Here is a 25,989-nt window from a genome sequence, read left to right as displayed (position 1 = left end):
ATTACCTATTATCGAAATGCCAGAAAATAGCATAGAACATATTGATTTTAAAGAGTTAAATGAAAAAGCGATTTCCCAGCCATTAATCAAAAACATTTATACGGCAGACCCCTCTGCACATGTATTTAATGGCAAAATCTACATTTACCCATCACATGATGTCGATGCTGGAGAGGCCTTTGATGATTTGGGAAGTCACTTTGCTATGGAAGACTACCATGTTATTTCCATGGATAAGGTGGACGGTGAAGCTTTAGACAATGGTGTGGCCTTGCATGTAAATGAGGTACCTTGGGCAGATAAGCAGATGTGGGCACCAGATGCCAATGAAAAAGACGGCAAATACTATTTGTTTTTTCCGGCCAAAGGTTATGATGGAATCTTTAAAATAGGTGTAGCGGTAAGCGATTCGCCAATTGGGCCTTTTACACCACAGCCTGAAGCTATCAAAGATAGTTTTTCCATTGATCCTGCCGTTTTTAAAGATGACGATGGCGAATACTACATGTATTTCGGTGGAATCTGGGGAGGGCAATTGCAGCGTTGGAGAGAAGGCAAATTCAATGCATCGCAAGCTGAAAGCCCTTTTGCTCACCTACCGGCAGACAATGAACCAGCTCTTTGCCCTAAAGTAGCGAAAATGACTGACGACCTTCTAGAATTTGCACATGAGGCTAAAGACCTAGTAATTTTAGATGAAAAAGGCGTTCCATTACTTCAGGGAGATATCGATAGAAGGTTTTTTGAAGCCGCATGGATGCATAAATACAATGGGAAATACTATTTCTCATATTCCACAGGTGATAGTCATTTTATCTGCTATGCTGTAGGTGATAATCCCTATGGTCCATTTATCTACGCTGGTAAAGTATTGGAGCCTGTGGTGGGCTGGACCTCGCATCATTCTATCTGTGAGGTAGAAGGCAAATGGTATTTATTCTACCATGATTCTAGCTTATCTGAGGGTGTTACGCACCTAAGAAGTGTAAAAGTGGCTCAAATACATTATAACGAGGACGGCACTATTCAAACCTTAGTGCCTTATAGCTAACCCAAAAAAGGAAATCTTGACGGTTTCCTTTTAGATATCCTTACGCTTCGACAACGATAGGTCTAATTCTTTCATTTTTTTATTGCATTTGCTCAGGAGAAAGTACCGTCGGTCATTTCTGATCACATGGTATTGCAGCAAGACGAGACAGAGATTTTTTTTGGCTTGGCTTTTCCTAAAAAGAAAATTTCCATATCCTTGAAAGGGCAAAAACCACGGCCGATACCAAGGGGAACTGGGAATTTAAGACCCTTTCCCAAAAACAAGACAACTGAATATCAATAGTAGAGAATCCAAGCTTATTTATTTTTCAGAAAGTATTGGCTCCATTTGTCCGGAGATTTATTAACGAATTCACTGCCTTTATCAACTTTAATCGCGATTCATCGTTTCAAACACAAATTGTTCGTTTTAAATCAAAACTAGTTTGCTTTATTTTTAATCTATCCGATTTATTTGGAAGACCTTAATAATGTCTAAAAAATATCTCACGCCTGCTTTATAAACCAATGCGATACTACTCTCTATATTACTTATACCTTTCGAGATTATTCAATCTGTTTTTAAATAATTGCACTATTTTGGCCGGTACACGAAATAGGTTGAGCCTATTACGACTTCGTTTTACGGTAAAATTATCTCTCTTTGTGAGATAGTAATTTTGAAGTCCAAGTTTATTGTCAGGTCTTTCTTCATTACCTAGATTATTGAAATGGAGTAATGAATAAATGAAAAATATAATTAGTCCTATACTTCCGATAATTAATTCCATTACATATAAATTTAAGGTTTAAGCTTGTGTCTAAATGTGAAACCCAAAAGCAAAACGAGGTCTAACAAAACCGGTAGGAAACCATCCAGGTTATTGATACGACTAGCACCTTTGTTAGTCGTAATTTTAAATGCTATAATGGGAGTAAAACCAATCATGCCATTTTTTGTTTTTGGGAAATATGAATTCTTTCTGAATGTTATCACAAAAAATCATTCCTTATGTAAAGGCGATAATTTTTGAAATGCCGAGTTTCAAATGGATTTCAATATCAACCCTGTAATTCCCCCTTTGCGGACAGCAACTTTTGAAAATCTCCTACTTATAAGAACTTTATGGTTCGTTCATGACGATATCTGCAAAAAATGAATGTACTATTTCTGCTACTTTTTCAAATGCATGGAGGTATTTTAAACCCGCTTTATTCATTAGAAAATCTCCCGATTTTATCGGGGTCGTAGCTAAATTGCTTCAAATCAGTATACTTCGTCTAGCTCAGCACAGGCTACACCCATTTAAACTCAATCACCAGATCCCTTCGACATTGGCTCAGGGTAAACGCTATGCTAACATTCTTTAATTGTCTGATTTATTCCACGTTAAAACTCATTACGTTTCTCCAATGCATAAACCGGGTAAATGTGGGTGAGGAATCGATCATGATTCTATTTATTAAAAGTTTCTATTCAATGTAAGTGAATTAAATTCTACAACTCCTCAATGACCTTTTGCAACCGTGCTCTTATTTCCGTGGCTATGTCAACTAGTTCTTCATTTTCTACTGCCTGCATTGAGGCTGCAGGGTCAACGGCAGAAACCTCTATCTGTCCTGCTAATTTTTCCTGAACTATAACATTACAGGGCAGCATGGTTCCAATTTTATCTTCTGCGAGTAAGGCTTTGTAGGCAAATGGTGGATTGCAAGCCCCAAGGATTTTATAATTATAAAAATCCACATCAAGCTTTTTCTTTAGTGTGGCTTTGATATCAATTTCTGTAAGAATGCCAAAGCCTTCTGTTTTCAGAGCCTCTGTAATTTTTTCTATGGCTTCATCGAAGGTTATATCTACAAGTAATTTTGAATGATAGTAATTCATACTGGATGGTTTTTATTATGGTGTTTTTTGTTATAACAATTAAAATAGTAATGCTGAATTATAGCAAAATTCCTTAGATGACTCCTTCTAGTTATGAAATTGAAGAATAAAACAACTTTTTTAATGGTATAACGAACTGCTATATTAAGTTGGGTTTGCTATTGTTCAGTAGCTATAAATCTATTTATGGTGATAATGGCTCACTACGGATTCAGATGGACTTCCCCATCTATAACAGCAGGCACCTGCATCAATGCCCTTTTTGTATTCCTCGCACAGCTACCACAACTCATTCCAAGTAACTCATATTCCATTTTCATATTATTAGTTTTTTAATTAGACAATCCCTTTATCGGAATAGGAAATATAAAATCTGCCAGTATATTATGATGGGCCCGCAACACGTGTTCTTTAAATGAGTTCATACTGCTATGAATTGCAGACACATACTCCTCTTCCAGTTTCAATACTAAGTTTTCGAGAATAAATAATTCTTTGTTTATAGCGGCTTCTCTTGCTAATTTTTCTGAAGGCAAGTCCTTATCTAAGTGCATTATATTATTTTCAAAATATATATCGGCTTCTTTGTAAAAACTAAAAAGTAAAGGATTGCAGGAATAAGTTTTGATGTGCGAAAACTTGATAATTGCTTGCATTTCTTTGGCATCCAATTTATTGTCATTATTAGCCGCTAGAAGCGATATAAAACAAGGAAGTTTTAGTAATTCTTTATTTTGAGATTCTGTGAGTTCTTTAAATGGTTTCATTTTCTGATTGATTAATCTGACGTATAATCTGTAACAGGGCCTGAATTCAAGAAACCATCGTCGCCGCCATCTACATCTCCAGAGGCATTGTGTTTTTGTTTTGCACTATCTACAGCACTGCGATATGGCGAAGCCGTCTTAGTATATGGCTTAAATTCTGAAATGTAATAGTCTGTATCAACAGTTGCTTTCTGCAAAGTTTCAACATCTAAAACCTCTTTTGATGTGATTTGAAGCTGCTTTTTTTCTGAGTCAATTTTTACTGAAATTACACCTTCAATATCAGTAAGTATGTTTTGTAAAATTGTGGCACAGTCTCCTGTTTTCATGCCAATAACGGTGTAAGTAGTTGAAATTAAATTTTCCATAGTTTTTTTTATGTCAATATGAATAATAATTATTTTTTTTCGAGAAGCTTTCTTGTCTCATGATATTCCTCATTTGACCAATAGCTATTCTCTTTTGTAAAATGTGGAGCGGTGAATCTTTTTCTTTCGCTGGCCAGGTAAACCGCAGGGCATAGCGAAAATCCAAAAGATAACAGTAACCCAAACGATCCATCAAATACGCTGCATTCCTCTAATGTGATATCCTTTGTGCATCATATTTTATATATTATAAACGAGTTCTTTTAATAAATTTTAGCAGCGTGTTTACCGCTAATTACTTTATTTGTTACTTTCTTTATATACTATAATTCTTTTAAAATGGATCATTCAGTTCGCTTACTCGAATGAGTTTTTTGTTAACAAACTCCTGAATTCCTAACGCTGATAGTTCACGACCAAAGCCTGAACGCTTCGTTCCACCAAAAGGAAGATCGGCTTGTGTCCATGTAGGATGATTGATGAAAACCATTCCGGTATCGATTTGGTCAGCTACTCTTTTTCCACGTTTGATATCTTGTGTAAAAACAGAAGCACCCAGACCAAAGACAGAATCATTGGCTAGAACAATGGCAGCCTTTTCGTCTTTTACGACATAGAAGGAGGCCACCGGACCAAATAATTCTTCATGGTAAGCAGCAATGCCAGGCTTCAAATCGGTGAGTATGGTAGGTTCCATAAAGGCACCTTCACGGTCTGCCCGTTTACCACCCAGTAAAACTTTTGCTCCTTCATCAACGGAACGTTTCACCTGATCAGCTAAATGAACAGCCGCTGCTTCACTACTTAAAGGGCCTAACTCTGTAACGGGATCCATCGGATCACCCACTTTCATTTTTGATAACTTGTCCTTGAACTTTTGAATGAACTCTTCTGCTATAGCTTCCACAGCGATAAACCGCTTTGAGGCCACACAGCACTGACCGTTGTTATTCATTCTGCCAACCACGGCCCATTCCACTGTTTTTTCCATATCGGCATCTTCCAGTATAATGAACACATCGTTACCACCGAGTTCGAGCACCACTTTTTTCAAATGTTTTCCGGCTTCCATGGCAATACTTGCACCTGCTTCTTCACTTCCCGTTAAGGAAACCCCTTTTATTCTTTTATCTGAAACCAATGCGGATGCACGTTTGCCAGTGATGAATAAATTGGTATACAGTCCTTCAGGAGCTTCAGCTTCTTTGAAAAGCTCTTCAATGGCAGCTGCACATTGTGGAACGATGGAGGCATGCTTAAGCAAAATGGTATTGCCCACCATAATATTAGGAGCTGCAAACCGAGCTACCTGATAGAAAGGAAAATTCCACGGCATCACACCTAACAATACCCCAATGGGACTACTTCGAATAATAGCGGTTCCATATTCTGGGTTAAGTACTTTATCGGCAAGAAAGGCTTCCCCATGTTCTGCATAATAATCAATGATATCGGCACTCAAGTCAATTTCTGCCTCAGCCTGAGCCAAGAGTTTACCCATCTCTAAAGTGATGGTTTTGGCAAGTACTGCTTTCTTAGCACGCATGAGCTTAGCTACTTTATGTAATAAAACAGCTCGTTGTTGGTAGCTGGTTTCTTTCCAATCCGTGAAAGTGGCCTGTGCTTTGGTAACCTTTCCGTCAACGGCCTTTTCCGTCATTTCTTCAAAGGACTTTCCTTTCTTATTTGTATTGGGATTAACTGTTTGAATTGACATCTTCTAATCGTTTTTTAATTGTAATCTCATAGCGGATATTCCACTTTTAGTTTAGCCAAAGCCAAAGAATAACCTTCCAATTCTTCGGAATGTCTTGACCAAATTTGTAGAATGCTTTTAACTAGACTTTCTAAAGGTGAGGTCTTCTTTAGTAAATTGTTTTACACAAATAATGACGATGCTTATATAATTCACACATTAGAAAATGTGTGACAAATAGATACAGTATGGGCTGACTTTTTCATTTTCCAAATCAATTGATCACATGCAGCAATACAATTTCTGCGTGCATCGCTTTAGCTATATTAAAACCAGTTTCAGCAACTTTTTAGGAGGTAGGAGCATAGTCTAGCGTTATAAGTACTTTTTTCATAATTTGTGTTTTCTATTAAAGTTTCAAGTTAATCACCTGTAACCCGATATATGTTATACGATTTTTTGGAATATTTACATGATTCACACATTACTGAGGATTCAATAAGCTTATCGTGAGACTATTGAGTTATGTTTGCTGATTGTAAAAACAGCAAAACACATCTTTCTCTATAAAGCTTTAAATAACTTTGCTACTCAATGGTTTTCCTATTGCTTACTATTCTAGTGGAGATTAAGTCTTTTAAATTGGTTCAGATATAAGTGTAATATATTCCATATTGAAAGCGACATGTCCTTGAATCTTTTTAGTGCGAGGCAATGCTTCTTCATAACTCCAAGCAAAATAGTTGTCAGTAAACTTCCCTTCAATATTCCAATAGGTAGCATCACCTTTAATTGGACAATGGCTTTGGCGATTTGGCTCTAGGACTAGTTTAATTCGAATATCTTCCTTAGGAATGTACAATACAGGATCGTAGACACTTTTCCCAACTTCTTTTAAAATTAAGGCACTCGTACTTTCTACGATTATCTCATCCAAATATTTTAAAGTCAATTTTCTATCAAAATTGTCTATTACTGCGTAATGCCTTTTTTCTTCCATGTCTTTAGATTAATTGTTATTTTTTTTTAAAATGGATCATTCAGTTCGCTTACTCGAATGAGTTTTTTATTAACAAACTCTTGAATCCCTAGGACTGATAGTTCACGACCATAATCTGAACGCTTTGACCACCAAAATGAAGATCAGCTTGTGTCCAAGTGAACATTCGTAATAATTACCACATAGCCTGTAAGAAAATGAAAATGAATATTACAACACTAAGAATTATCCCGAACATGAAACAGTTATAAGACCATTTCAATAAATCAAATTTCTTCTTTAGAATTTTTCCCAAAAAATACATATCAATCGACATGCTATCATATAAATCTTGCTCGCTTACTTTTAACTGAGAAAGGTGGTTTACATAATCTTCGAGAGGTATTTGAATGAAATTACCAAAGAATAGTAGGCTTGATTTGCCTTTATCAGCTTTCTCAATATTGACTTTTTCCTCCGTCACCTTTGGTCTTGCAGAAAGAATAGCGAAAATGGCTGAAATCAAGGCCGCTATAAGCAGAATCGCAATAGGAATGGTGAAGCGTAAATATTCGGTAACAAAAACATCATTTAAAGTAAATCTAGCTCCTGTCAACGTCACTATAACCGACAAGATTATTGTATTGATACTTATCATCATATTCGCTTTTCCATCGGCAATAGCACTTAACTTAATATGATTGCTGTAACTGGTACGATATAGTGTATCCACCCCTCTACCGAATTCCTTTCCCGTCTTTTTTCTCGTAGTTGTTTTTCGAGCTTTGCTGATTTCAGTTCTTTGCTCACTAATGTTTTTAATTTTTCTTTTCTGATACTTAACTTTCGCAGCATCTGTAAAAAATGTGCATTTAATGAGCAGGGCATATACAATTTTTGACCAAGCATGATCTGTATATACTTTATTAAATAAATTTTCACGTTCTATTCGTAGCAATTCCTGTTTCCTGAAAAATCTTTTCTTCCCTTTATAAGAGATCAGTGCATCATGAAATATTTGAGAGTTTAAAGAGTTCGTACTTGAAAAGGGTTTCTCTAGCAAGTCAAGTACTTCTGAAATCTTTTTTTCCGGATATTTCTTTTCTGTCAAAAAAGTTTTACAAATATTTACGCTTTCTTGCTCAAATTTCTTCGGGTTGATTTTGAATCCGGCCATATAAAACCAAATCGCTAGCAGTAAAATTTCAGTTTCTGTTTCACTTTGCTTATACTCCTTTGCCAAATCAATAGCTACCTCTGCCGATTCCTTGATATATTGTAAACTATGGAACATCGGAAATTTCTCCTTTTCGCTAAATAAAACTTGAACATATTCAACGGACTCATTCAATATTGATGAATCAACGGAATATTTAATTGGTAATCTTGCTTTATTCATTTCCATTATATAAAATTTTAACTAAGCCTAACGTGGATAAACTTGAGCAAGGCTACAAAAACAAGACCTCCGATGTCGTTTCTTTGAAAGACATTAGCGTTTCTTGTGTTAGAATTAACTGTTTGTATGGACGTTATTATTTAGTTTTTAATTAGATAATTGGATGAAATATCCTTTGAGCAAAGTAGGACATAGATCGAATAGTTGTGTTGCACAATTAATAATAATGCTTGCATAATTCTCACATATGAAAAATGTTCGGGGAGGTAAAAACTTAAAATAACGGAAGGTTACCTGTGAAAATAGTTTACGGTTTTTTCGATTAAAGCAGTCTTTTTGTTATTGTGGCGTTGAGGTGATGTGCCCTACACTTAGGACTCAGTACAGGCGTTAACCCATTTAAACTCAATACCAGAACCCTTCGACACTATCTCAGGGAAAACCGCTATGCTAATCTCGTTTAAATGTCTGATTTATTCCACTTTAAAACTCATTACGATTCTCCAATGCATAAACCGGGTTTAAAAATCAAAACCAAATTTCAAACTAAACCTTCGACCTTCATCTGAGAAAAATACACCGGAAGAAATAACAAAGTACCCTAAAGGGCTAATCCACGCTTGCCCTCCATAGCTGGTATGCCATTGATCGGAGTCGTCATTTTCGATCCACACCCTGCCATAGTCAAAGCCACCTGTTACTCCTATCGTGACGGGTAACTTTCCGATAAAAGTATTGAATAAACTCATTCGCAAATCTGTACTGTGGTAAAAAGAAGTTTGGCCGGTAAAGCGTTGATTTGGAAACCCCCTGAGGTTATTTTCACCGCCAATTCGATTAGCATAATAAAAATTAAAATCACCGATTAGATGATCAAAACCTAATTTACTTGCCAGGATGACATTGGTCTTCCTACCAATTGGTTGATAAAAACCTGTTTCAGTACTTAATCTAACATATTGCTTTGCATCTTGTTTGAGATGGCTATTAAATTTTGTGCTTGCATCTAAAAACAAACCTCTGCGAGGGAAAGTGATTCGATCAATATTCGCATAATTGAAATTTAGCTTTAAGCCTCCGTAATTCTGTTTCTCAAATACTTCGGGTTCTACTTCGGATAAATTCTCCGCTAAAAACTTATCATCAATTTGCTGAATTTTTATCTGTTCATAAGTAGGAGCCAGCGATACAAAACTTTTTTTATATTTAGTAAAGTACCTTCTAATCCCTGGGGAGAAATAAATACTCTCTTCTGCCACTCTAAAGTATTGTGAAGATTTGAAATAATTTAGCGTTGAATTTCCCAGGCCATAAAAATTAAAAACAAATTTTGGCCGGCGTACATGTGCATCGATCGTCATCGCTGTCTGGCCCAAAGTATTATGATAAACGCCTTGATATCCAATTTCAAAACCTTGATTTCCAAAAGCAAAGGAAGCATTTAAGGAGTGATCTTGCTGCTTTCGAAAGGTATAGGTTTTTGCAATATATGAGCCTTTCAATTTAAAACCTTCATCACTGTTGAATCCGAACAAAGGCACAAAAAAACCGTAATTATATTGATGCTTCTTATAACGGTAATTATTTAATCTATAGCGACCGCTAAGGTGTTTTGCGGTTTCTCCCGATTTATTAATCTTCGACCCTTTATTTTTTTGGTCATAAATGATCGTTTTTTTAGAAAAGTCATTGACTTTACTATTATCCTGGTAGCTATCATTTCCATTACCCCCGATCAATCGGATTTTAATGCCCTTTGATACTTCGCCGTCCACTATAAAAACATCATCACCGTCCAAGCCAAAACAATGAATATCTTCGGTAGTCTCATGGCTGATCATACGCTCGTAAATCAAATCTTTTTCTGCTTTATCGTTTTTATATTCATAGACCGATACTTTAGTATTTTGATTATCAAGCCGTTCTATGTGGAATAGATTGTCTTTGTGTGTGCCGGGAATTTCTATCTTTTTATTTAAAAAAGAAAAATAAATCTTTGCGGTATTCATCAAATCATCTCGCCTCAGTTTTAATTTCCTGGCTATTTCATTATCCAGCGGCGAAGCTTTGACTTCTTTAGGAAACCTACTAACCGCAGCATAAATAATACTGTCAGTCAATTGTGCTTGCATAAAACTCACCTGTGCTTGCCAGGTATTCCAATCTAATTGATTTAAATATAAGCGGTCAAAATTTCGGGATTGCTGATTGATCCATTTTACATTTTTATCTTTTATCTCTGCTTCGAATTTTTGAAGGGAATGCAAAAACGGCAAGGTTGTCCTTAGATAATTAGGAATCAGTCCTCCATACATCGCATAGACCTGATCCCGGTCTCTAGGCACAGGATCATACTTCATCACTCCATCTTCTTCGAAAGTTGCCCAACGCCATTGGTCATCATGCCGGTCCCAATCGCCAATAAGCATATCAAATAGGCGGCACCTCAAAACCATCTCCTGATTTACTTCTGATTTATCATTATCCAATAAATCTTCCCGCATATTAAAATGGCTGATGATGTTTTTTGAGTTGCCATAACTATCTAGCGTACTCCAGTCTTCATCGGGTCTTTCTTCCAGAAGATAGACTTCATTGCCCATGTCATTGTATTCCTTAAGTCCAGGTTGTTTGGGGACAAACACCAATTGAGGATTGCTATGATAAATATTAATGGCATCTTCCATTGGTGACAAAGTGATGGCTCCAAATGGGTTCCCTGCGGTCATTTGTTTTGCGGCAAGATCAGTTGCAAATGTTTTATTAAAAGGAAAAGGAAGGAGTTTCTGTGGATTCTTTTTTAGCGATCGGATCTGGTAGAGTCGACCATCTTTATCCATTAGCCTGACGGAGTTGGTTTGATTGCTTCCTCCTCTTCTAAATGGATTAAGCCCACCTCTTGCAGTATCCAGATTTAGTACAGGTAGTTTGACTGGTAAGTAATATAAATCGGTATTCAATTTCCCCCAAAGGCTTTCTGAATATTTTCGGACCTTTGGGTTTTTGCTAATGGTCACGACTACAGAATCTTTGAGTTGCTCGTAAAGTGGATAACTATCGGGGGTAAGTTCATCGAGTGTTGGCAGAGCTTCCTTGATCATGCTTCGAAAGATGACTTCTGGGGCATTGTTTTCTCCAGGCTTTATAAACTCCAGTTCCACCGAACCATCTTCAAAAATATTTAATCGGGAAACACCCAGACCTCCGTAAGTAAAGCGGGCATTATCTGCCAAGGATACTGCTGCTGAATTGCTAAGTGCTCCGCTGATTACATAATGTTGCTCTTTGACTTTGTGGTATTGAAGGTTGAATTCATGCCCAGACACAATAATTAATCCAGGAAAATTTCTTGTGTAACTTTTGATTGCGGTGGTCATTTCTTTATAAACAGGATGCTCAATATCCAGGCGAGCAGGTATTTTTTTGCCTATAAAAGTAGCTATAGAGCCGATGATAGGTAGGGGTAGAGGGAAATGCCTATCCATATTAGAAAACGGAAAAAAATGATCCTTAACGCTGGAAAACCCACCTCGTCTTCCGGTACTGATAACCGGATGATGCATGGCGAGGATGACATTATGGGTGAGGTAGTATTTTTTAATTTCGTTGGTCAATGCGAGCAAGAGATCGCTTCGGTATCTTATATCGCAGGATTCGTTGTGCCGTTCGTTATTATTCCAGTCCTCAATAAACCACCGGGAGTCAAAAGCTATGATGACCAGTTGTTCATTTATTTCTTTCACATCAGGGCCGGGGCAACCATCGTCAGGAATAAAATTATCCTTTTTGAGCAATTTATCCTGCACCCAACTTTCAACAATATTGACACCTTCCTGGTCATTTTTCAACCATTCTGTATCCCCAGGCAAAAAATAGGTTTTGCCTTTGAATGGTTTAATCATCTTCATCAAAGCAAGGTTAGCTTTGGTGTTCAATTTTTTTGGGTACTCTTTTCCTTCAATTGATTTGATATTGTCACCGAGCATTAGAAGGGTCGCATTAGCACCGGCCTCGTCAAATAGCTTTTGCATCATAACGGATAGCTTTGGCGACAATCCTTTTTTATCGTGTGCAGCATCACCCCCAAGGATAACCTGATGCACCAACGCCTTTTTTGATTCAGGAGAAAATCGTTCAATATTCCCAGATATTTGCACACCCTTTTTTGCACAACCCAAAGTCATGGTAAGGATAAGAAATAGACCCAAAATACATTTTGAGCTTTGTCCGTTTTTCATTTTCTAAGTTTAATATTTGGATCCGCTTTATTCATTAGAAAACCTCCCGATAGCTATCGGGACCGTAACTAAATTGCTTCAAATCAGTTCGTAAACTCATTTAAACTCAATCACCAGAACCCTTCGGCTTTAGCTCAGGGTAAACCGCTATGCTAATCTCATTTGAATGCCTGATTTATTCCACTTTAAAACTCATTACGATTCTCCAATGCATAAACTGGGTTGAAGGAGCTTGGCTAGATTAAGATTTCAAGTGGAGAATCTTTTTTTGACCTGGTATATTATGCGGAATCGCGAAAATCTAAAAGCGGATATGAATGAATCTATCACAGCATAAAGATATTTACAGCAAATGCAGAAATGCCAAAAATGATCTCTTTGAGAACGTCACATTATTTTTAGCTGAATTGGCAAGTTCAATTTTTATCTTTTCAAGTAGTGCCTGTATAGTAACGACCTCTACCGCTTCATTTAAGCCAACAGATAAATCCATTCCCAAATCCTTTAAATTGAGATTTGTTGTCATCCCAAGCATGCATGCGTAGGTTCCAGAATTACCGAGGAGATGTAAGTTCCTCAGGTACAGTAAGTTGTTTTCCATCGGGAACTACCCTCATATAGCGACTTAAACCCTAGCTGGGGGTGTCAATGCAATGCCTCGAACACGATTCTCATCTATTTGAGTTAAAACCTCAAGAGCAATTTCATTATTTTTTCCCGTGCGTAGTAAAGAATAAATGGCTGGCAGATTATTTAACCATACATCTACAACACGCCCTCTTATAGAAATGATTTTACCAAAACTTATAAGATTATTTTTGCTTTGAGTCTTTATAGCCATGTTTAAGCGGCTTGTTATTCTATGTTGATTAGCATAATAAGTTTGCTTCAGCTTCTTTTGAAGAAAGCTGATTGCAAAAGGTCATTTTACTTTTTGCCTATAGTTTCCTTTACCGTTTTTTTAGTAGGGACAATAAATAGCGGTATGGTAGCGTCTTTTAAAACTTTTTCAGCAACACTTCCCATGAGTATATTTTCCAACCATTTACGACTATGGGTACCCAAAACAACAATGTCTGCTTTCGTGTTTTTTGCTGATTCCAATATTTTCTCAGCAGTATCACCTTCTGCAATAAGCGTTTGAATAGCTTCTTGCCCAAGATTTAGTTTTGTTTTATCAAGGAAATTTTGAGCTGCTATTTTTAAATCATCCAAAAGCTCTAATTGTTGATACATTCCAGAATATTGAGAATAGTAGAATACCGGATTTGAGATGACATGTAATAATATAATTTCGGCATTCATGGCATTAGCTAAATTAACACCAGTTTTAGCAACTTTCTGGGAGGTATCATCATAGTCTAGCGTTATAAGTACTTTTTTCATAATAGGTGTTTTTTGTTAAATTTTCAATGATCGTATGTTAATCACCAGTACCCCTATATATATTATGCGATTTTTTGAAATGCTTGTATGATTCACACATTTGGAAGAGTTTAATTGATTGACAATAAGACTATTGATTTGTAATAGTTGATTGAAAAAACAGCAGGCACATCGTTCTCCGTTAAGATTTAAAGCATATTTACTACTACAACAATGGTTTTCTTATTGGTTATTGCCTTAATGATAGAACCAGTTTTTTAATAAATTCAGGGGCTCACAGTGGTTACATCTTGTGCCGGTCTAACTTCATCAGGTGTTTTTTCCATATCTCTGTCGAATGTGTATAAAGCATTACTGCTCATTTTCTCACCTCCTGCTATTTTCATTTTATCTAATAGATTCATAGCAAGCGTTTCCTCTTCTACTTGTTCATTAACAAACCATTGCATAAAGTTCCAGGTTGCCCAGTCCTCTTCTTTATGGCTTATTTTCGCTACTACATAAACGGCTTTTGTGTTATCTACTTCGTGCTGGAATATTTTTTCAAAACAGTTGAATAAACTCACGGGGTTTTCTGGGGGAGCAGGAATTGCGGACACCTCTACTTCAGCACCTCTTTTTAGAATATATTCCAATATTTTCATCATGTGATTTCGTTCTTCATGTGCATGCCTGAAAAGGAAATTGGCAACACCTCCGAAGCCTTCTTTAGCAGCCCATGCCGCATACGCCAAATATATTTGTGAAGCATGTGCTTCTTTTGTCATTTGCACATTCAACACTGTCACAATAGTTTTTGAAAGTCTGTTCGTATTCATATGTTTTTTATTTAAAATGCTTCTTTGATGATTGATTTTTTGTCAACCTTTAAATCGGCTAATTGCTTTTCTATGGCTTCCATCATGGGCGGTGGTCCGCAGAGGTAAAACAGTTTATTTATTCCGCCACTGTTTGCTTTTATAAAATCTTCGCTTATCATTCCGTTTGCATATCCCTCCACTTTTTCATCCGATAAAATGTTGATGAAATTGTCACCTAATAATTTTTTAAATTCATTTTCAAGTATAATATCCTCCCTTTTTTTGTTGGCAAAGATTAGTTTGTTATTCCCTATTTCCTTTTTCGACTGAAGAGCTCTGAAAATGGAGATAAAAGGGGTAATCCCTGCACCCCCAGCTATAAACGTACCTTCTCCTTCATAGTCGATAGCACCAAATACCTCATTTAAAATCAGTTCGTCATGTGCTTTTAGAGTCAGCAATTCGTTTGTCACACCATTGTGCTTCGGATAAGTTTTAATAGTAAATTCTAGGTACTTATCCTCAGGCAAACTAGTAAAAGTGAAAGGTTTTTTCTTATCCTCCCAACCGTTTTTGTCTATGGAAATATCTGTGGCTTGTCCCGGCTTGAAGGTGTAATTCTTTGGTTTTTCAGTAACGATTTTCAACACATCATGGGTGACTTTGTTAATTGACTGAATCTTTACTATATGTTGATTTTCCATGTTTTTTCGTTAATTCACAATACCCAAAATGAGTCAACAAATAATGCAGATGCCCAAGATTGGGCTGGGCCATGAAATACGCTTTCTTTGATTCTAAGCTGCTCATTTTTAAGATATTCAAAGTTGACTTAGTTAGGGCAGTATAGTGTTATACAACTTTAGATATTAGTTGTATTATTCACACATTGCTAGAATAGCAAGCGGTTTATAATCAAGAGACAATCCTGATGGATGGCTGAGGAGAGGATGTCTGTTAAATTTGGAAATAGAATGCTGCTCGTACTGGATTTACCAAAAACAGAACTTTAACCCACTTTATGCATTTGGAAATCTCCCGGTTTTATCGGGACCGTAGCTAAATTGCTTTTAATCAGTTCGTAAACCCATTTAAACTTAATCACCAGAACCCTTTGATATTCGCTCAGGGTAAACCACTATGCTAATCTCGTTTAAATGTCTAGTTTATTGCACTTTAAAACTCATTACGATTCTCCAACACATAAAGCGGGTTTCACTTTCAGATGCGTTTGGATACTATTTTACCAACAAGGGTATTGGCTTCTATGCTAACTAATTTCCCATTAGCGTAAGTATAAGTAGAATGATTATTGTCTGGTGTAATCAATTGATATTTTCCTGTATCTATTCGCTTCAATTGTAGCATTTCTACGTACATGTTTGAAAAAACCTGAGTAACCTTTAAAGGTTCTTTAAAGTAAAGATCGACTACACAAAACCGAATGGGTTTACTTTTCATTTTATCCTTCACGCCATTTCGTTCTCGTTCATAAAGGCGGAATCCAATCTTTCTAATGGTGGCATTCACATCACTAGATTTACGACTTGCGTTTCGGTAAGCAGTTCCTTCTATGAGAATGCCTTTTTTTTGAGTTGTTCTTATTTCTGATTCCATGTAGATAGGAATTAAGAGAAAAGTGCTCTTCGTGTCGACGGTCAATTCTTTGTATGATTTCGAATCTGACTTAGTCTCCTGTGCATGCAGCGTACCAATTTTCTTACCCTTAAAGATGACCTCAAAAACAGTTTCTTGTTTTTGAGCAAATGCCAAGGTGCATGTGAACAGGAAACAAATAAATAGTCTGAAATTTAGTTTTGTCATGATTTTAATGTTTCCAAAGTAATAATGTTTGCCGTATTTATGGAGACCACTAAAGATAGTGATTGGTTTGCTATCATTTGCTGATTAAGGTCATCATACTTCCGAGTATGTGTCTCTTAGTTGTTTTGTGAATTTGATTTTCATAAAGGCCGACTTTAAAAACTAGGAGGAGCTAGGAATAGAATTAAGCGAGGGGAAATATTATATAGGTTCTGGTTCTGTGATACTGGTTTTGGGGAGGAGGACTACTTAGAATGCAACTGAAAGATTTACTTATAAGTGATTAAATGAGAACGCATTTCATCCTACCAACTAACTGAGTTCGCTTTGGCGAGACTCCGAAGTGGGAAAAAGATTCCTGTTATCATTGTTTCAGTGCCTTTGAAATACGATAATATCTTTTATTAAGTGCATCTCTGCCACCTTCCATAACTTCACAAACTGCATTACGAATTTGTTTGTCTTGTAAAGCATTGTTTCCAGAAACGACTAATTGTCCAGAATGAAATTCCATGTGGACTACATTGTCTGAGTTTGCATTAACAGCAATATTTGGATTGTGTGTTACAATGAGCAATTGTTTTTTCTTTTTAAGCTTTTTAAACCCGTCAACTACAAAACTTGAAATGAGTTTTGTATCCAAATCATCTTCTGGTTGGTCAATTACTAAAGGAATATCATTAAGTGCCAGAAGCAAGCCTAACATTCCAGCTGTTCTTTCCCCAGCTGAACCTGTTTGAATATCTTCTACCACACCTTGCTTTCTGAACTTCAAAACAAGTTTGTCCTCCGGCACCCAAACTATTAAGCGGTCAATATCTTCGGGAGTGTTTTGTTTGAGATAGTCAAGATGCCTTGCTAATCTTAAATCAAGCGTTTTTTTATCTGCCTCTGTTGCTGAAAGAAATGTCTCAACTTCACTAAGTCGTTTAGCCCAACGGGTTGCTTCGGCTTCATTGATAATTCTTCCAATTAGTCCCGAACTGTTTCCATCATCTTCATTGTAATTATAAATATCGCTTGCAAATTCCCCTCCTGATTTTCTAATAAGTTCTCTGAAAGTAGCATTGGCGTTTTCCGAATCTGCCATTGGCTGCAATTCAATTATGAGAAACGGATTGTTTGTATCATCAATTGCTCTCCATCTTCCAACAATTTCATTTCGTTTTATTCTTAATTCCTTTTCCTTGCCAATGATAGAAGAGTATAGGATTTCAAGATTTGCATTTAAGGTTGCAAGTTCTATTTTTTGATTTTCAATTAAAGCAAGTTTATCATTCAGCGTTGCCCTTCTTTGTATTAGTGCTTCATACGATTCAGTTCCTAAATCCTGAATGCTTCCTGCAATTGCATCATACGCTTGTTTGGCTGCTTCAAATTGTGCAAACCAAGGAAGTGTGTTGAATTGTTCGGGAAGATTTTCTATGTATGGTGTAATAAGTGCAATAGCTTCTGTAAGTTTTGCTTTTGCTGCTGTCAATGCAGCGTTCATTGTTTGAATGAACTGCAACGAATCATCAACTAATACAACATTTATTGTTTCGGGAATTTCAATGTTGGGAACTGCTTGTTCCAATTCCTCTAATTGAGAAATAAACTGCGAAACATTTTCACTGGTATCAGTGAAAAATTTATTTGTCGCTGTGAGTTTGTTGAAGTTGTTTAATGTGTCTCTGTAATCCGAACTTTCAAACAATCCAATTTTATTGTTCGCTGAACCAAGTTGTGCTCTGATGTTTGATTCTTCTGAAATAGCAAAATCAAGTTGCCTTCCTGCTGCTCTGTCAGCAAGCCACTTGTTTACTAACCTGTCTTTTGCCTCTGTCCATGTGGGTTTGTCAAATTGCGAATCAATCAACTCAATAAGTTTTGAAGGATTGCCCGTTAAAGCGTAAAGTTCCTTCTGACTGAAAACTTGAATCGGAAAAAGGTCTTTGATATTTGAAACGGTTGTTGCAGCATTCCAAACTCCTGTTGTTCCATTCCAATCCTGTAATGTATGAGTAGAATTATTCCATGTTATCAAATGAAGTTTCCCGTCCTTGAAAATTTCAACTTCAATTGATGTTGCGTTTCGCAACATCCCTGTTCCGTCTTTCCTTCCTATTGCATTGAACTTATTAAACTCTGTTTGAACTTCATCAGGCATTTCATCAATTCTTGCCAAAGCAATCCGCAAATAATTTACGATGGTTGATTTGCCCGAACCTCTGCCACCGATAACAGAAGTCAGCCAAGGGCTGAATTCTGTTTTTAATGGTGTTCCGTTTCCTGCTTTGAAACCGTTTGTAACGGTAAGTGATTTTATGAAGTAACGATTTGAAATACTGTTTGGGTTAACAGTTATTTCTTCTTTTCTAATTATTCCATCTTCTCCATCATGCAATGCAAGTTTCAAAGCATCAAAAGATGGTTCACCCATTTTTACCCAAGTGTAATTTGTTCCTACTTGTGCTGCAATGTGGCTGTCTGTGCCAATTACTTCTGCTAATTGTAGTTTAGATTGTTTGTATAGTTCGGGCTTGTCTGCGGCTTTGTCTATTATTTCAATAGCAAGAAGTCCTTCGGTTTTGATTGCTTGTGTGAGTGTAAAACCAGTGAGTAAAAAAAGTCCGCTTGGCGTGTCCACATGTGCAGGGATTGCAACTGCACCTGCTACATGAATTGCATTGATTACATCTTCAACGCTGTCGGGTGAAACAGCATCGGTTGTTCCGATGTGTGCTGCTGGAAATCTTACAGCACCTAAAAGTGTTTGAACTTCTGCTGTTCCTGCACTTGGGTCAAACAATGCTAAAATATGAATGTTGCCTGATGCAGAAATTTCTACTCCGGGAAACAGAAATAGTTTTCTGTAACCAGTCGGCTTCGGGTCTGAAATTTCCATTGCCGCCAATGCCGCTTTTAAAGTGTCAATCCATTCTCCTGAATTGTGGTCGGTTATTGCAACACAGTCAATACCTGCTGTCATATACATAAGCAACCACGCCTCGGGTGTGATTGCCATGTGGATGGCATCACCCTTTCCAAAGTCGTTTGACTTTGGTGTGTGATTGTGGAAATCAAATTTCCACCATTTTGCTCCATGTATTAAATTTTTCATTTCTAATTTCTCAGTATTACGTGATGTAATCTTTTAATCTTGCGGGTAACAAAGTTATATAGTATCCCCTCTTTTGTCAGAATTGTACTATTTCATTTTTACACGCTGTAATTTAAGAAATCAAAGAATTCCTCTTTCAAAAAGCCCTAGAGAAAAGCATTTTATTTATTATTCGGTATACGTTGGTTATTAGATAAGTAGCCGGTATTTATTAAATCTGATTTAATTCAAATGCGTAGGTATAACTAATGATGCTTTTGTCTTTTGCGTTTTCTTTCCAAGCTTCTCCCAAATGCGTTTGTTCTATCATGTCTTTTGTGTTAGTGGATTTAAAAGCCATGGATACTTTCTCTAAAACTTCTAATTCTGATTCAGAAAATAAATCGGAATTAAATGCTCTGTCGGGTCTTGCTTTAAATTGTTCGCCTGTATATCCTTGAAGGAATTCTTTGGTGTCAATTTCTATTATTTTATTATTGGCTAAATATTCAAAAATACTTTGAAAATTGGTGGGAACGGGGGCCATTTCTATGGCTTTGTACCTTACGCCACTAATTGAAAAACAGCTTTGTTTGAACATTAAAAAATCCGCATAAAATAAGAGCTTGTTCATTTTGGTTTTATAAGGCTGCACTTTATCTGCAAAATAAACCACCATTTCGGCTAATTTATCAAAGTTTGGATTTCTATAGCCAGAGTAAATATCGGCTAGATGGTGGCCCAATAAATATTCTTTAAAATTGAGATTGAAAATATTTCGTTTTCTTTCTTCTACCAATAATTGTGCTTTCTGAATATACTTTTCTTTTAGTTTTTCTTCCAATGTACCCGACAGTTCCACCATGTCGATAAACCTTTTAGGGTCTTCAGCCATCTGAATCAATTTGGCATTGGCGGTGCTTGGTATTTCACCAGCTTCGTATTGCCTATAAGTGTTTACGCCAAACCCTAAAATTTCGGACATCTTGGCGGCGGCTAATCCGTACTTTTCTCTTATGCTTACTATTTCGTTAGGAAAAGGAATGTTGAATTTGGCTCGGTATTGGTTATATAACTGAATTATATTCACTTCATCTGTGGACGTATTGGTAAATTGTTCACCACTTTCTTCACATTTGAAATAATGAAAAACAATTTCAAATGTTTCCTTTCTAAATTCCATTGACCGTTGTTCTTTGGTCAGTGTCATTTCCTTTCCCGTAATTGGACTTTTCATATCGTATTATTTTAGAGGATATTTCATTTTATGCTCTGCCAGATGAAAAGAGATGCAGATAACAGCACTGCTTACGATACCATAGTGATTTTGATATACACTTCTTTTTTCTTGACAGCTTTACCAAACACCCACATATCAGCACTTCCGTAAAGTTTTTCTTCAAGCGGCCCTTCGATATAATCTTTGGCCTTTAGTGATTCTAAAACTTTCTTTCGGTCAATAGGTCGGATTTCTAAGTCTGCCAAAGCTTGTGCATTTTTACCTCTATCGTCGCGAAAGAGTACATCCCTAAACTTCAACTTTTCTTTGAAGTCCTTTAAGAATTAATCAACCACTTCTTCTTTGCTCATAATTAGGTTTGATACTGCAAAGGTGCATATTTGTTTTTGAAATCAACTATAAAGTTGTAAAAGATGGTATTTGGACGAAAATATAAACCTTATAGTGATATTAATAAACTTGAAATATTTTGGAAATATTTACAATTAACCTCTAATTAAAGTCCCCATTGAAATTAGAAAACTTATTATTCGGTAAATGGCTAATTAGAAATTGGAAGATTTTTATTTCAACACCTGTTTTTTATCTAAGAGCCTACTTTTAATCTTACCATAGGTCAAATCTTGCACCGCTTTGTTTTCTTCTATGGCCAGTGAGGCTATAATGGCGGCACTTTGTCCCAGCACCATAAATACAGGCTCCATACGTATAGACCCAAAGGCTATGTGGGTTGCACTCAAGCAAACAGGCACCAGCAGATTAGAAGCTTCTTCTTTTTTAGGGACTATGGAGCGATAACTTATAGGAAAAGGGGCTTTCACATGAGCTTCCACATTCCCTTCGTTTGAGGCATTGCCTTTGGCATTTATATAACGCTGTATATGATGGGAGTCCATGCCATATGCAGCCATACCCACTGCATCTTGCACCTTTTCTATGCCCTCACAGTGTTTTTGGTTCATCACCACATCTGCTATCATTCTTCTGGCTTCTCTAATGTAAAGCTGTTGCTGCCAGCCATCTTCACTTTCAAACTCATCTTTTGAAGTGCCCCATCTGCTTACTTCCTTTCTAATGTCTTCTGGTATTCTTGGGTGATTTGCCAAACTCCACATAAGGCCCTGCTGATAGTCGCGGTGTTTTGTCACTATGATTTCTCGTTCTGCGTAACTGGCTTCTGGGTAAGCATAATTCTGCCCTATAAAATCAGTGGAAAAACCATCTCTGTTATTTGAGTCTGTTTTTCTGTTGGGCATTTGGCTGTTTATCCAGGGTATTCGAGCATATCCTGCTTCATAATTTCTAAAGAGCAATTCATAATCTTGCTCATTATAATTGGCAGGTTTTTTAAAAGGAATTCTGTTCTCAGGATGGTCTGTGAGGCACATGCGGAAGCAGTAGGATTGTATCTTATTATCTCCACTTCCATCTTCATTTTTAATGATGTTAATTCCTGCAAGAAGTCCAGAAGATGGGTCTCCGGCTCTGGTGTAAGGGTCCACACCCGCCACAAAATTATGATTTATCCCATTTCTAGATAAAACGCCAGTGAGTGTTCTGCTGGTGTCATTGGCCTGGATGCCGTTTAACGATTCTCCGTATTGTGCATTGGCTTCTCTTCCTATGGTGTATGTTACGCCTGCAGCTGCTAAGAGGTCGCCCTCATAGGTGGCATCAATAAACATTTTACCACAATATTTTTCTCCAGATTCCATCGTAATGCACTCAATGGCGGCACCGTTTTTTTGTACGTCTAAGTTTCTGTCGAGTCTTTGTTTGTATATAATTTTAATGTCGAGGTCGTGTGTCATGTCATGAAAAATTTTCAATGCAACTGAAGGCTCAAAAGTCCACATGGCATCCTCATGGCTTGCGGTGGTGGTTTGGCCTCCATCTTTATATTCAGACTTGTTTTGCCAAACCCAATTGGTAGAAACTTGGTAATGTTCTCTGATGTTTTGATAAAACTCACGGGCTATGCCCCCAATTACCTGTTTATTGCCAATGTCTGTTTGACCCAATCCTCCTGTGGTTAGTCCTCCCAGACGATTCGTTGGTTCTATTAATATCACAGATTTCCCAAGTCGTGCCGTTTCAATGGCGGCAGATACACCTGCCGAAGTTCCACCATAAATAACCACGTCGGTCATGTTTGGTTTTTTTGTGGCACATGAGAAGAGGATTCCCGTGAAGAGGATTACCGATATAAGGTTTGTTTTCATGTAATGTTTTTTGGCTATTGAAAAAAAAGTATGATTAGTCATATGACAATGGCTACCCAAATTTACAGTATTTTTTCTTCTAGCTTCCATTTGGTAAACCGATCGGATTTCGGTGTTGTACTTTCAGGCTAAAGCATCACGTACCAATTACTTTCAGAATTATTTTTACCCTAAATAGGCCGTTTCCTAAAATTGATTTTCAGGATAACAAAACCTATGGTTCCTGCTACAATGGAACCCGCTACTATGCCTATTTTAGAAGCGTTTATTACACCCGCATCTGTGTACGCTAAATTTGTTATAAATAAAGACATGGTAAATCCTATACCTGCCAAAAAACCGACACCTATTACCTGTGTCCAATTAACACCGGCAGGTAATTTTGCCCATCCATAACGAACACTAAGCCAGGAAAACAAACTGACGCCCAAAACCTTTCCTACTAATAAACCGAGCCCTGCAGCCAAGGTTACTTTGTCCAATAGATTAAATTCATTTCCAGCAATGACTATGGATGCATTGGCCAATGCAAATATGGGCATCACTAGATTGGCAGTGAAATCACTCAGAGAGTTTTCTAAACTTTGGACGGGCGACTGTACTTTTTTAACACTTTTTGCGATGTGGTCAACCGCTGAAATCTGTTTTTCCCCCAGCACAACATAAGAATCTGGCCATTCAGCATTTTCGAATTGTGTTAAGCTAGTTTTAGTTTCCTCGATAAAATCATCCATTCTTATTTTTCGCTTAGCTGGAATGGTTAGAGCAATGAGCACACCAGCTACTGTGGGATGTACCCCAGATTTTAGAAAGCAAAACCACGCAAAGAAACCTATGAAGATATACAGTGTTAACATGCGGAGATCAAAATAATTAAAGACAAGTAACATCACAAACAAACCAGCAGCTGCCTGAAGATACACCCATTGGATATCGTTGCTATAAAAAAATGCGATAATGAGTATAGCTCCAATATCATCCACAATAGCGAGGGCGGTAAGAAATACTTTTAGCCCAATGGGCACTTTAGGGCCTAAAAGACTTAGTATTCCCAAGCTAAAGGCGATATCGGTGGCCATGGGAATGCCCCAACCTTTGGCCATTTCAGTATTTCCGACCACTAATAAAAAGATGATGGCAGGCACCAGCATACCTCCAATGGCCGCACTTAAGGGCAAAACCACATCCTTTATAGAGGACAATTCCCCAGCCAAAACTTCACGTTTGATTTCCAAGCCAACCACAAAAAAGAATATGGCCATTAGTCCATCATTGACCCAATGAAGCAAAGATTCTGACACTCGAAAAGACCCAATACCTAAAGCTAACTCGTAATCCCAAATATCGAAATACACATCTGCATAAGATGAATTGCTCCATATTATGGCAATTATGGCCGCTACCAACAATAATATTCCAGCCGACGATTGTTTTTCCAAGAATCGCTCGAATGGACTTAAAACTATGTTTGCTATTTCTTTGGTCTTTTTTCTCGTCATTTTCTAAATCTAATCCTTCTCATAAGAAAGGTTTTACGTTATTGTGATGTTCTGTTTCTAGTTTTAATTAATCGCCTTCTTTCCAATGTAAAAACCATTTTTCGCCAGCAAAAACCAGAAGAACTCCGATGGCTGAAACAATAACCACAAAAATGTCAGAACTAGCTTTGACCCATAAAAAAGCACTTAATACAATGAAGTCAAGTACTAATGCTGATATCAATATGATGCCATTGGCATTTACATCTTTTCTCAAATGTTTAAATACACCCCAATGAACAATCATGTCCATCACCAAGTAAAATATTGCTCCAATGGAAGCAATTCGTGATAGGTCAAAGAAAATGGTTAAGGTAATGGCAATAACCACAACATAGATTAACATGTGTTTTTGTACACTTCCAGACATTCCGAAATGGCTGTGCGGTATAAGCTTCATTTCAGTTAACATGGCGGTCATACGCGAAACCGCAAAAATGCTGGCAATTACGCCCGAAATGGTTGCTATAATGGCTATTCCTACTGTAAAATAAAGCCCAAAATTTCCAAAAGCAGGCCTTGCTGCTTCTGCTAAAGAGTAATCTTTTGCCTTGACTATTTCAGTGATTGAAAGACTCGCATTTACAGAAATGGCAACCAAAAAATAGACTACCGTGCAAATGAGTAAGGAAATTATAATTGACCTTCCTACATTTTTGTGCGGCTTGGTGATTTCGCCTCCGCTATTTGTAATCGTGGTAAATCCTTTATAGGCCAAGATGGAAAGTGCAATAGCCCCTATAAAACTTGCAGCCGAATAATTTTGGGTATCGTTAGAAGAAGGCAGCATATCGCCTAAAGAGAAATGGGCTGCCCAAAGTCCGCCAATAGCAAACACAATAATGCCTACGATTTTAATAAATGCCATAAACTGGGAAGTTTTTCCAATAACCCTATTTCCCGAGACATTTATAATATAGGCAAATATCAATAAAGCAACACCTAATGCCGGCACCCAAAGGGAATTCATCTCCATATCAAAAAGCTGCAAAGTATAAGTCCCAAAGGTTCTTGCCACTAAGCTTTCATTTATAATCATGGAAAGTGCCATCAACACAGAAGCGGCTGCGGTTAGTGTTGTTTTGCCATAAGCTTTCATTAAAATCATGGCAATGCCTCCAGCTGATGGGTAAGCATTAGACACCTTAATATAAGCGTAAGAGCTGAAACCAGAAATGATGGCTCCGATGATAAAGATATAGGGAAACCAAGTTCCGGATAATTCGGCTACCTGACCTAATAATGCAAAAATTCCAGCTCCAATCATCACACCGGTGCCAAGAGCCACGGCACCTTTTAGTGTTAAACTATCTTTTTTGTAATTGTCCATTTTTTTTTGGATTTTAATCTTCATGTATGCAGCAAGGGAATAGCTTTTCCATTTTTTAATTATGATTGATCTATCCGCTTGGTAAGTTAGCTCTTATGCATTTACTTCCTTACAAAGTCTTCATTGTAAAATCATTAGTGGTCAAACCTTTAGTATTTAAAAACGTGGAGGTTTTATTCCGCGACTTCTGATTTTTTCAG

At 37.1% G+C, this 25,989-nt stretch carries 20 protein-coding genes; 1 reads left to right on the top strand and 19 read right to left on the bottom strand.

Translation table 11 applies throughout. The features are described from left to right. Nucleotides 1-16: 16 nt before the first annotated feature. Nucleotides 17-1,051: a glycoside hydrolase family 43 protein gene (locus ACSBFT_RS12640; protein WP_489600902.1), complete on the top strand. Its 1,035-nt coding sequence runs from the start codon at nt 17-19 to the stop codon at nt 1,049-1,051. Between the two features lie 1,479 nt (nt 1,052-2,530). On the opposite strand, the gene ACSBFT_RS12635 is transcribed toward ACSBFT_RS12640, so the two are convergent. The 19 genes from ACSBFT_RS12635 to ACSBFT_RS12545 all read right to left on the bottom strand — a co-directional run bounded on the left by ACSBFT_RS12635 (nt 2,531) and on the right by ACSBFT_RS12545 (nt 25,789). Then, the gene (locus ACSBFT_RS12635; RefSeq protein ID WP_463045325.1) at nt 2,531-2,920 is read right to left on the bottom strand and encodes a DUF302 domain-containing protein; all 390 of its coding nucleotides are present in this window, start codon (nt 2,918-2,920) and stop codon (nt 2,531-2,533) included. Nucleotides 2,921-3,252: 332 nt separating this feature from the next. Then, complete coding sequence (locus ACSBFT_RS12630; protein WP_463045326.1) at nt 3,253-3,687, bottom strand: hypothetical protein; 435 nt, start codon at nt 3,685-3,687, stop codon at nt 3,253-3,255. A gap of 11 nt (nt 3,688-3,698) precedes the next feature. Next, complete coding sequence (locus ACSBFT_RS12625) at nt 3,699-4,055, bottom strand: heavy-metal-associated domain-containing protein (RefSeq protein WP_489600901.1); 357 nt, start codon at nt 4,053-4,055, stop codon at nt 3,699-3,701. Nucleotides 4,056-4,389: 334 nt separating this feature from the next. Continuing rightward, complete coding sequence (locus tag ACSBFT_RS12620) at nt 4,390-5,772, bottom strand: NAD-dependent succinate-semialdehyde dehydrogenase (protein ID WP_489600900.1); 1,383 nt, start codon at nt 5,770-5,772, stop codon at nt 4,390-4,392. A gap of 616 nt (nt 5,773-6,388) precedes the next feature. After that, nucleotides 6,389-6,751, bottom strand: a complete 363-nt coding sequence (locus ACSBFT_RS12615; protein WP_489600899.1) for a DUF427 domain-containing protein — start codon at nt 6,749-6,751, stop codon at nt 6,389-6,391. A gap of 175 nt (nt 6,752-6,926) precedes the next feature. Continuing rightward, on the bottom strand, nt 6,927-8,135 hold the full coding sequence (locus ACSBFT_RS12610) for a Pycsar system effector family protein (protein ID WP_489600898.1): 1,209 nt from the start codon (nt 8,133-8,135) through the stop codon (nt 6,927-6,929). Nucleotides 8,136-8,650: 515 nt separating this feature from the next. After that, nucleotides 8,651-12,367 carry a BamA/TamA family outer membrane protein gene (locus tag ACSBFT_RS12605; RefSeq protein ID WP_489600897.1) on the bottom strand — a complete coding sequence of 1,239 codons (3,717 nt, stop codon included), beginning with the start codon at nt 12,365-12,367 and terminating at the stop codon, nt 8,651-8,653. A gap of 343 nt (nt 12,368-12,710) precedes the next feature. Then, entirely contained in the window at nt 12,711-12,968 is a 258-nt protein-coding gene (locus ACSBFT_RS12600; RefSeq protein WP_489600896.1) for a hypothetical protein, read from the bottom strand. Nucleotides 12,969-12,992: 24 nt separating this feature from the next. Beyond that, entirely contained in the window at nt 12,993-13,208 is a 216-nt protein-coding gene (locus ACSBFT_RS12595; protein ID WP_489600895.1) for a hypothetical protein, read from the bottom strand. Between the two features lie 86 nt (nt 13,209-13,294). Further along, on the bottom strand, nt 13,295-13,753 hold the full coding sequence (locus tag ACSBFT_RS12590; protein WP_489600894.1) for a universal stress protein: 459 nt from the start codon (nt 13,751-13,753) through the stop codon (nt 13,295-13,297). 266 nt (nt 13,754-14,019) lie between these two features. Continuing rightward, a complete protein-coding gene (locus ACSBFT_RS12585) occupies nt 14,020-14,571 on the bottom strand; it encodes a ferritin (RefSeq protein WP_489600893.1) in 552 nt (183 codons plus the stop codon). Nucleotides 14,572-14,582: 11 nt separating this feature from the next. Further along, entirely contained in the window at nt 14,583-15,257 is a 675-nt protein-coding gene (locus ACSBFT_RS12580; RefSeq protein WP_489600892.1) for a ferredoxin reductase domain-containing protein, read from the bottom strand. A 517-nt stretch (nt 15,258-15,774) separates the two neighbouring features. After that, nucleotides 15,775-16,377: a DUF6134 family protein gene (locus ACSBFT_RS12575; RefSeq protein ID WP_489600891.1), complete on the bottom strand. Its 603-nt coding sequence runs from the start codon at nt 16,375-16,377 to the stop codon at nt 15,775-15,777. A 364-nt stretch (nt 16,378-16,741) separates the two neighbouring features. Beyond that, nucleotides 16,742-19,480, bottom strand: a complete 2,739-nt coding sequence (locus ACSBFT_RS12570; RefSeq protein ID WP_489600890.1) for a TrlF family AAA-like ATPase — start codon at nt 19,478-19,480, stop codon at nt 16,742-16,744. Between the two features lie 211 nt (nt 19,481-19,691). Further along, nucleotides 19,692-20,696, bottom strand: coding sequence for a type II TA system antitoxin MqsA family protein (locus tag ACSBFT_RS12565; RefSeq protein ID WP_489600889.1), 1,005 nt, complete (start codon nt 20,694-20,696; stop codon nt 19,692-19,694). A 71-nt stretch (nt 20,697-20,767) separates the two neighbouring features. Next, nucleotides 20,768-20,998: a hypothetical protein gene (locus ACSBFT_RS12560; RefSeq protein ID WP_489600888.1), complete on the bottom strand. Its 231-nt coding sequence runs from the start codon at nt 20,996-20,998 to the stop codon at nt 20,768-20,770. Between the two features lie 264 nt (nt 20,999-21,262). After that, nucleotides 21,263-22,921 carry an FAD-dependent oxidoreductase gene (locus ACSBFT_RS12555; protein ID WP_489600887.1) on the bottom strand — a complete coding sequence of 553 codons (1,659 nt, stop codon included), beginning with the start codon at nt 22,919-22,921 and terminating at the stop codon, nt 21,263-21,265. 170 nt (nt 22,922-23,091) lie between these two features. Continuing rightward, a complete protein-coding gene (nhaA, locus tag ACSBFT_RS12550; RefSeq protein ID WP_489600886.1) occupies nt 23,092-24,420 on the bottom strand; it encodes a Na+/H+ antiporter NhaA in 1,329 nt (442 codons plus the stop codon). A 67-nt stretch (nt 24,421-24,487) separates the two neighbouring features. Further along, a complete protein-coding gene (locus tag ACSBFT_RS12545) occupies nt 24,488-25,789 on the bottom strand; it encodes an APC family permease (protein ID WP_489600885.1) in 1,302 nt (433 codons plus the stop codon). Nucleotides 25,790-25,989 lie beyond the last annotated feature (200 nt).

The sequence above is a fragment of the Arcticibacterium sp. SM2516 genome, from assembly GCF_057914865.1.
This window is presented reverse-complemented; position numbering and strand designations above follow the sequence as displayed.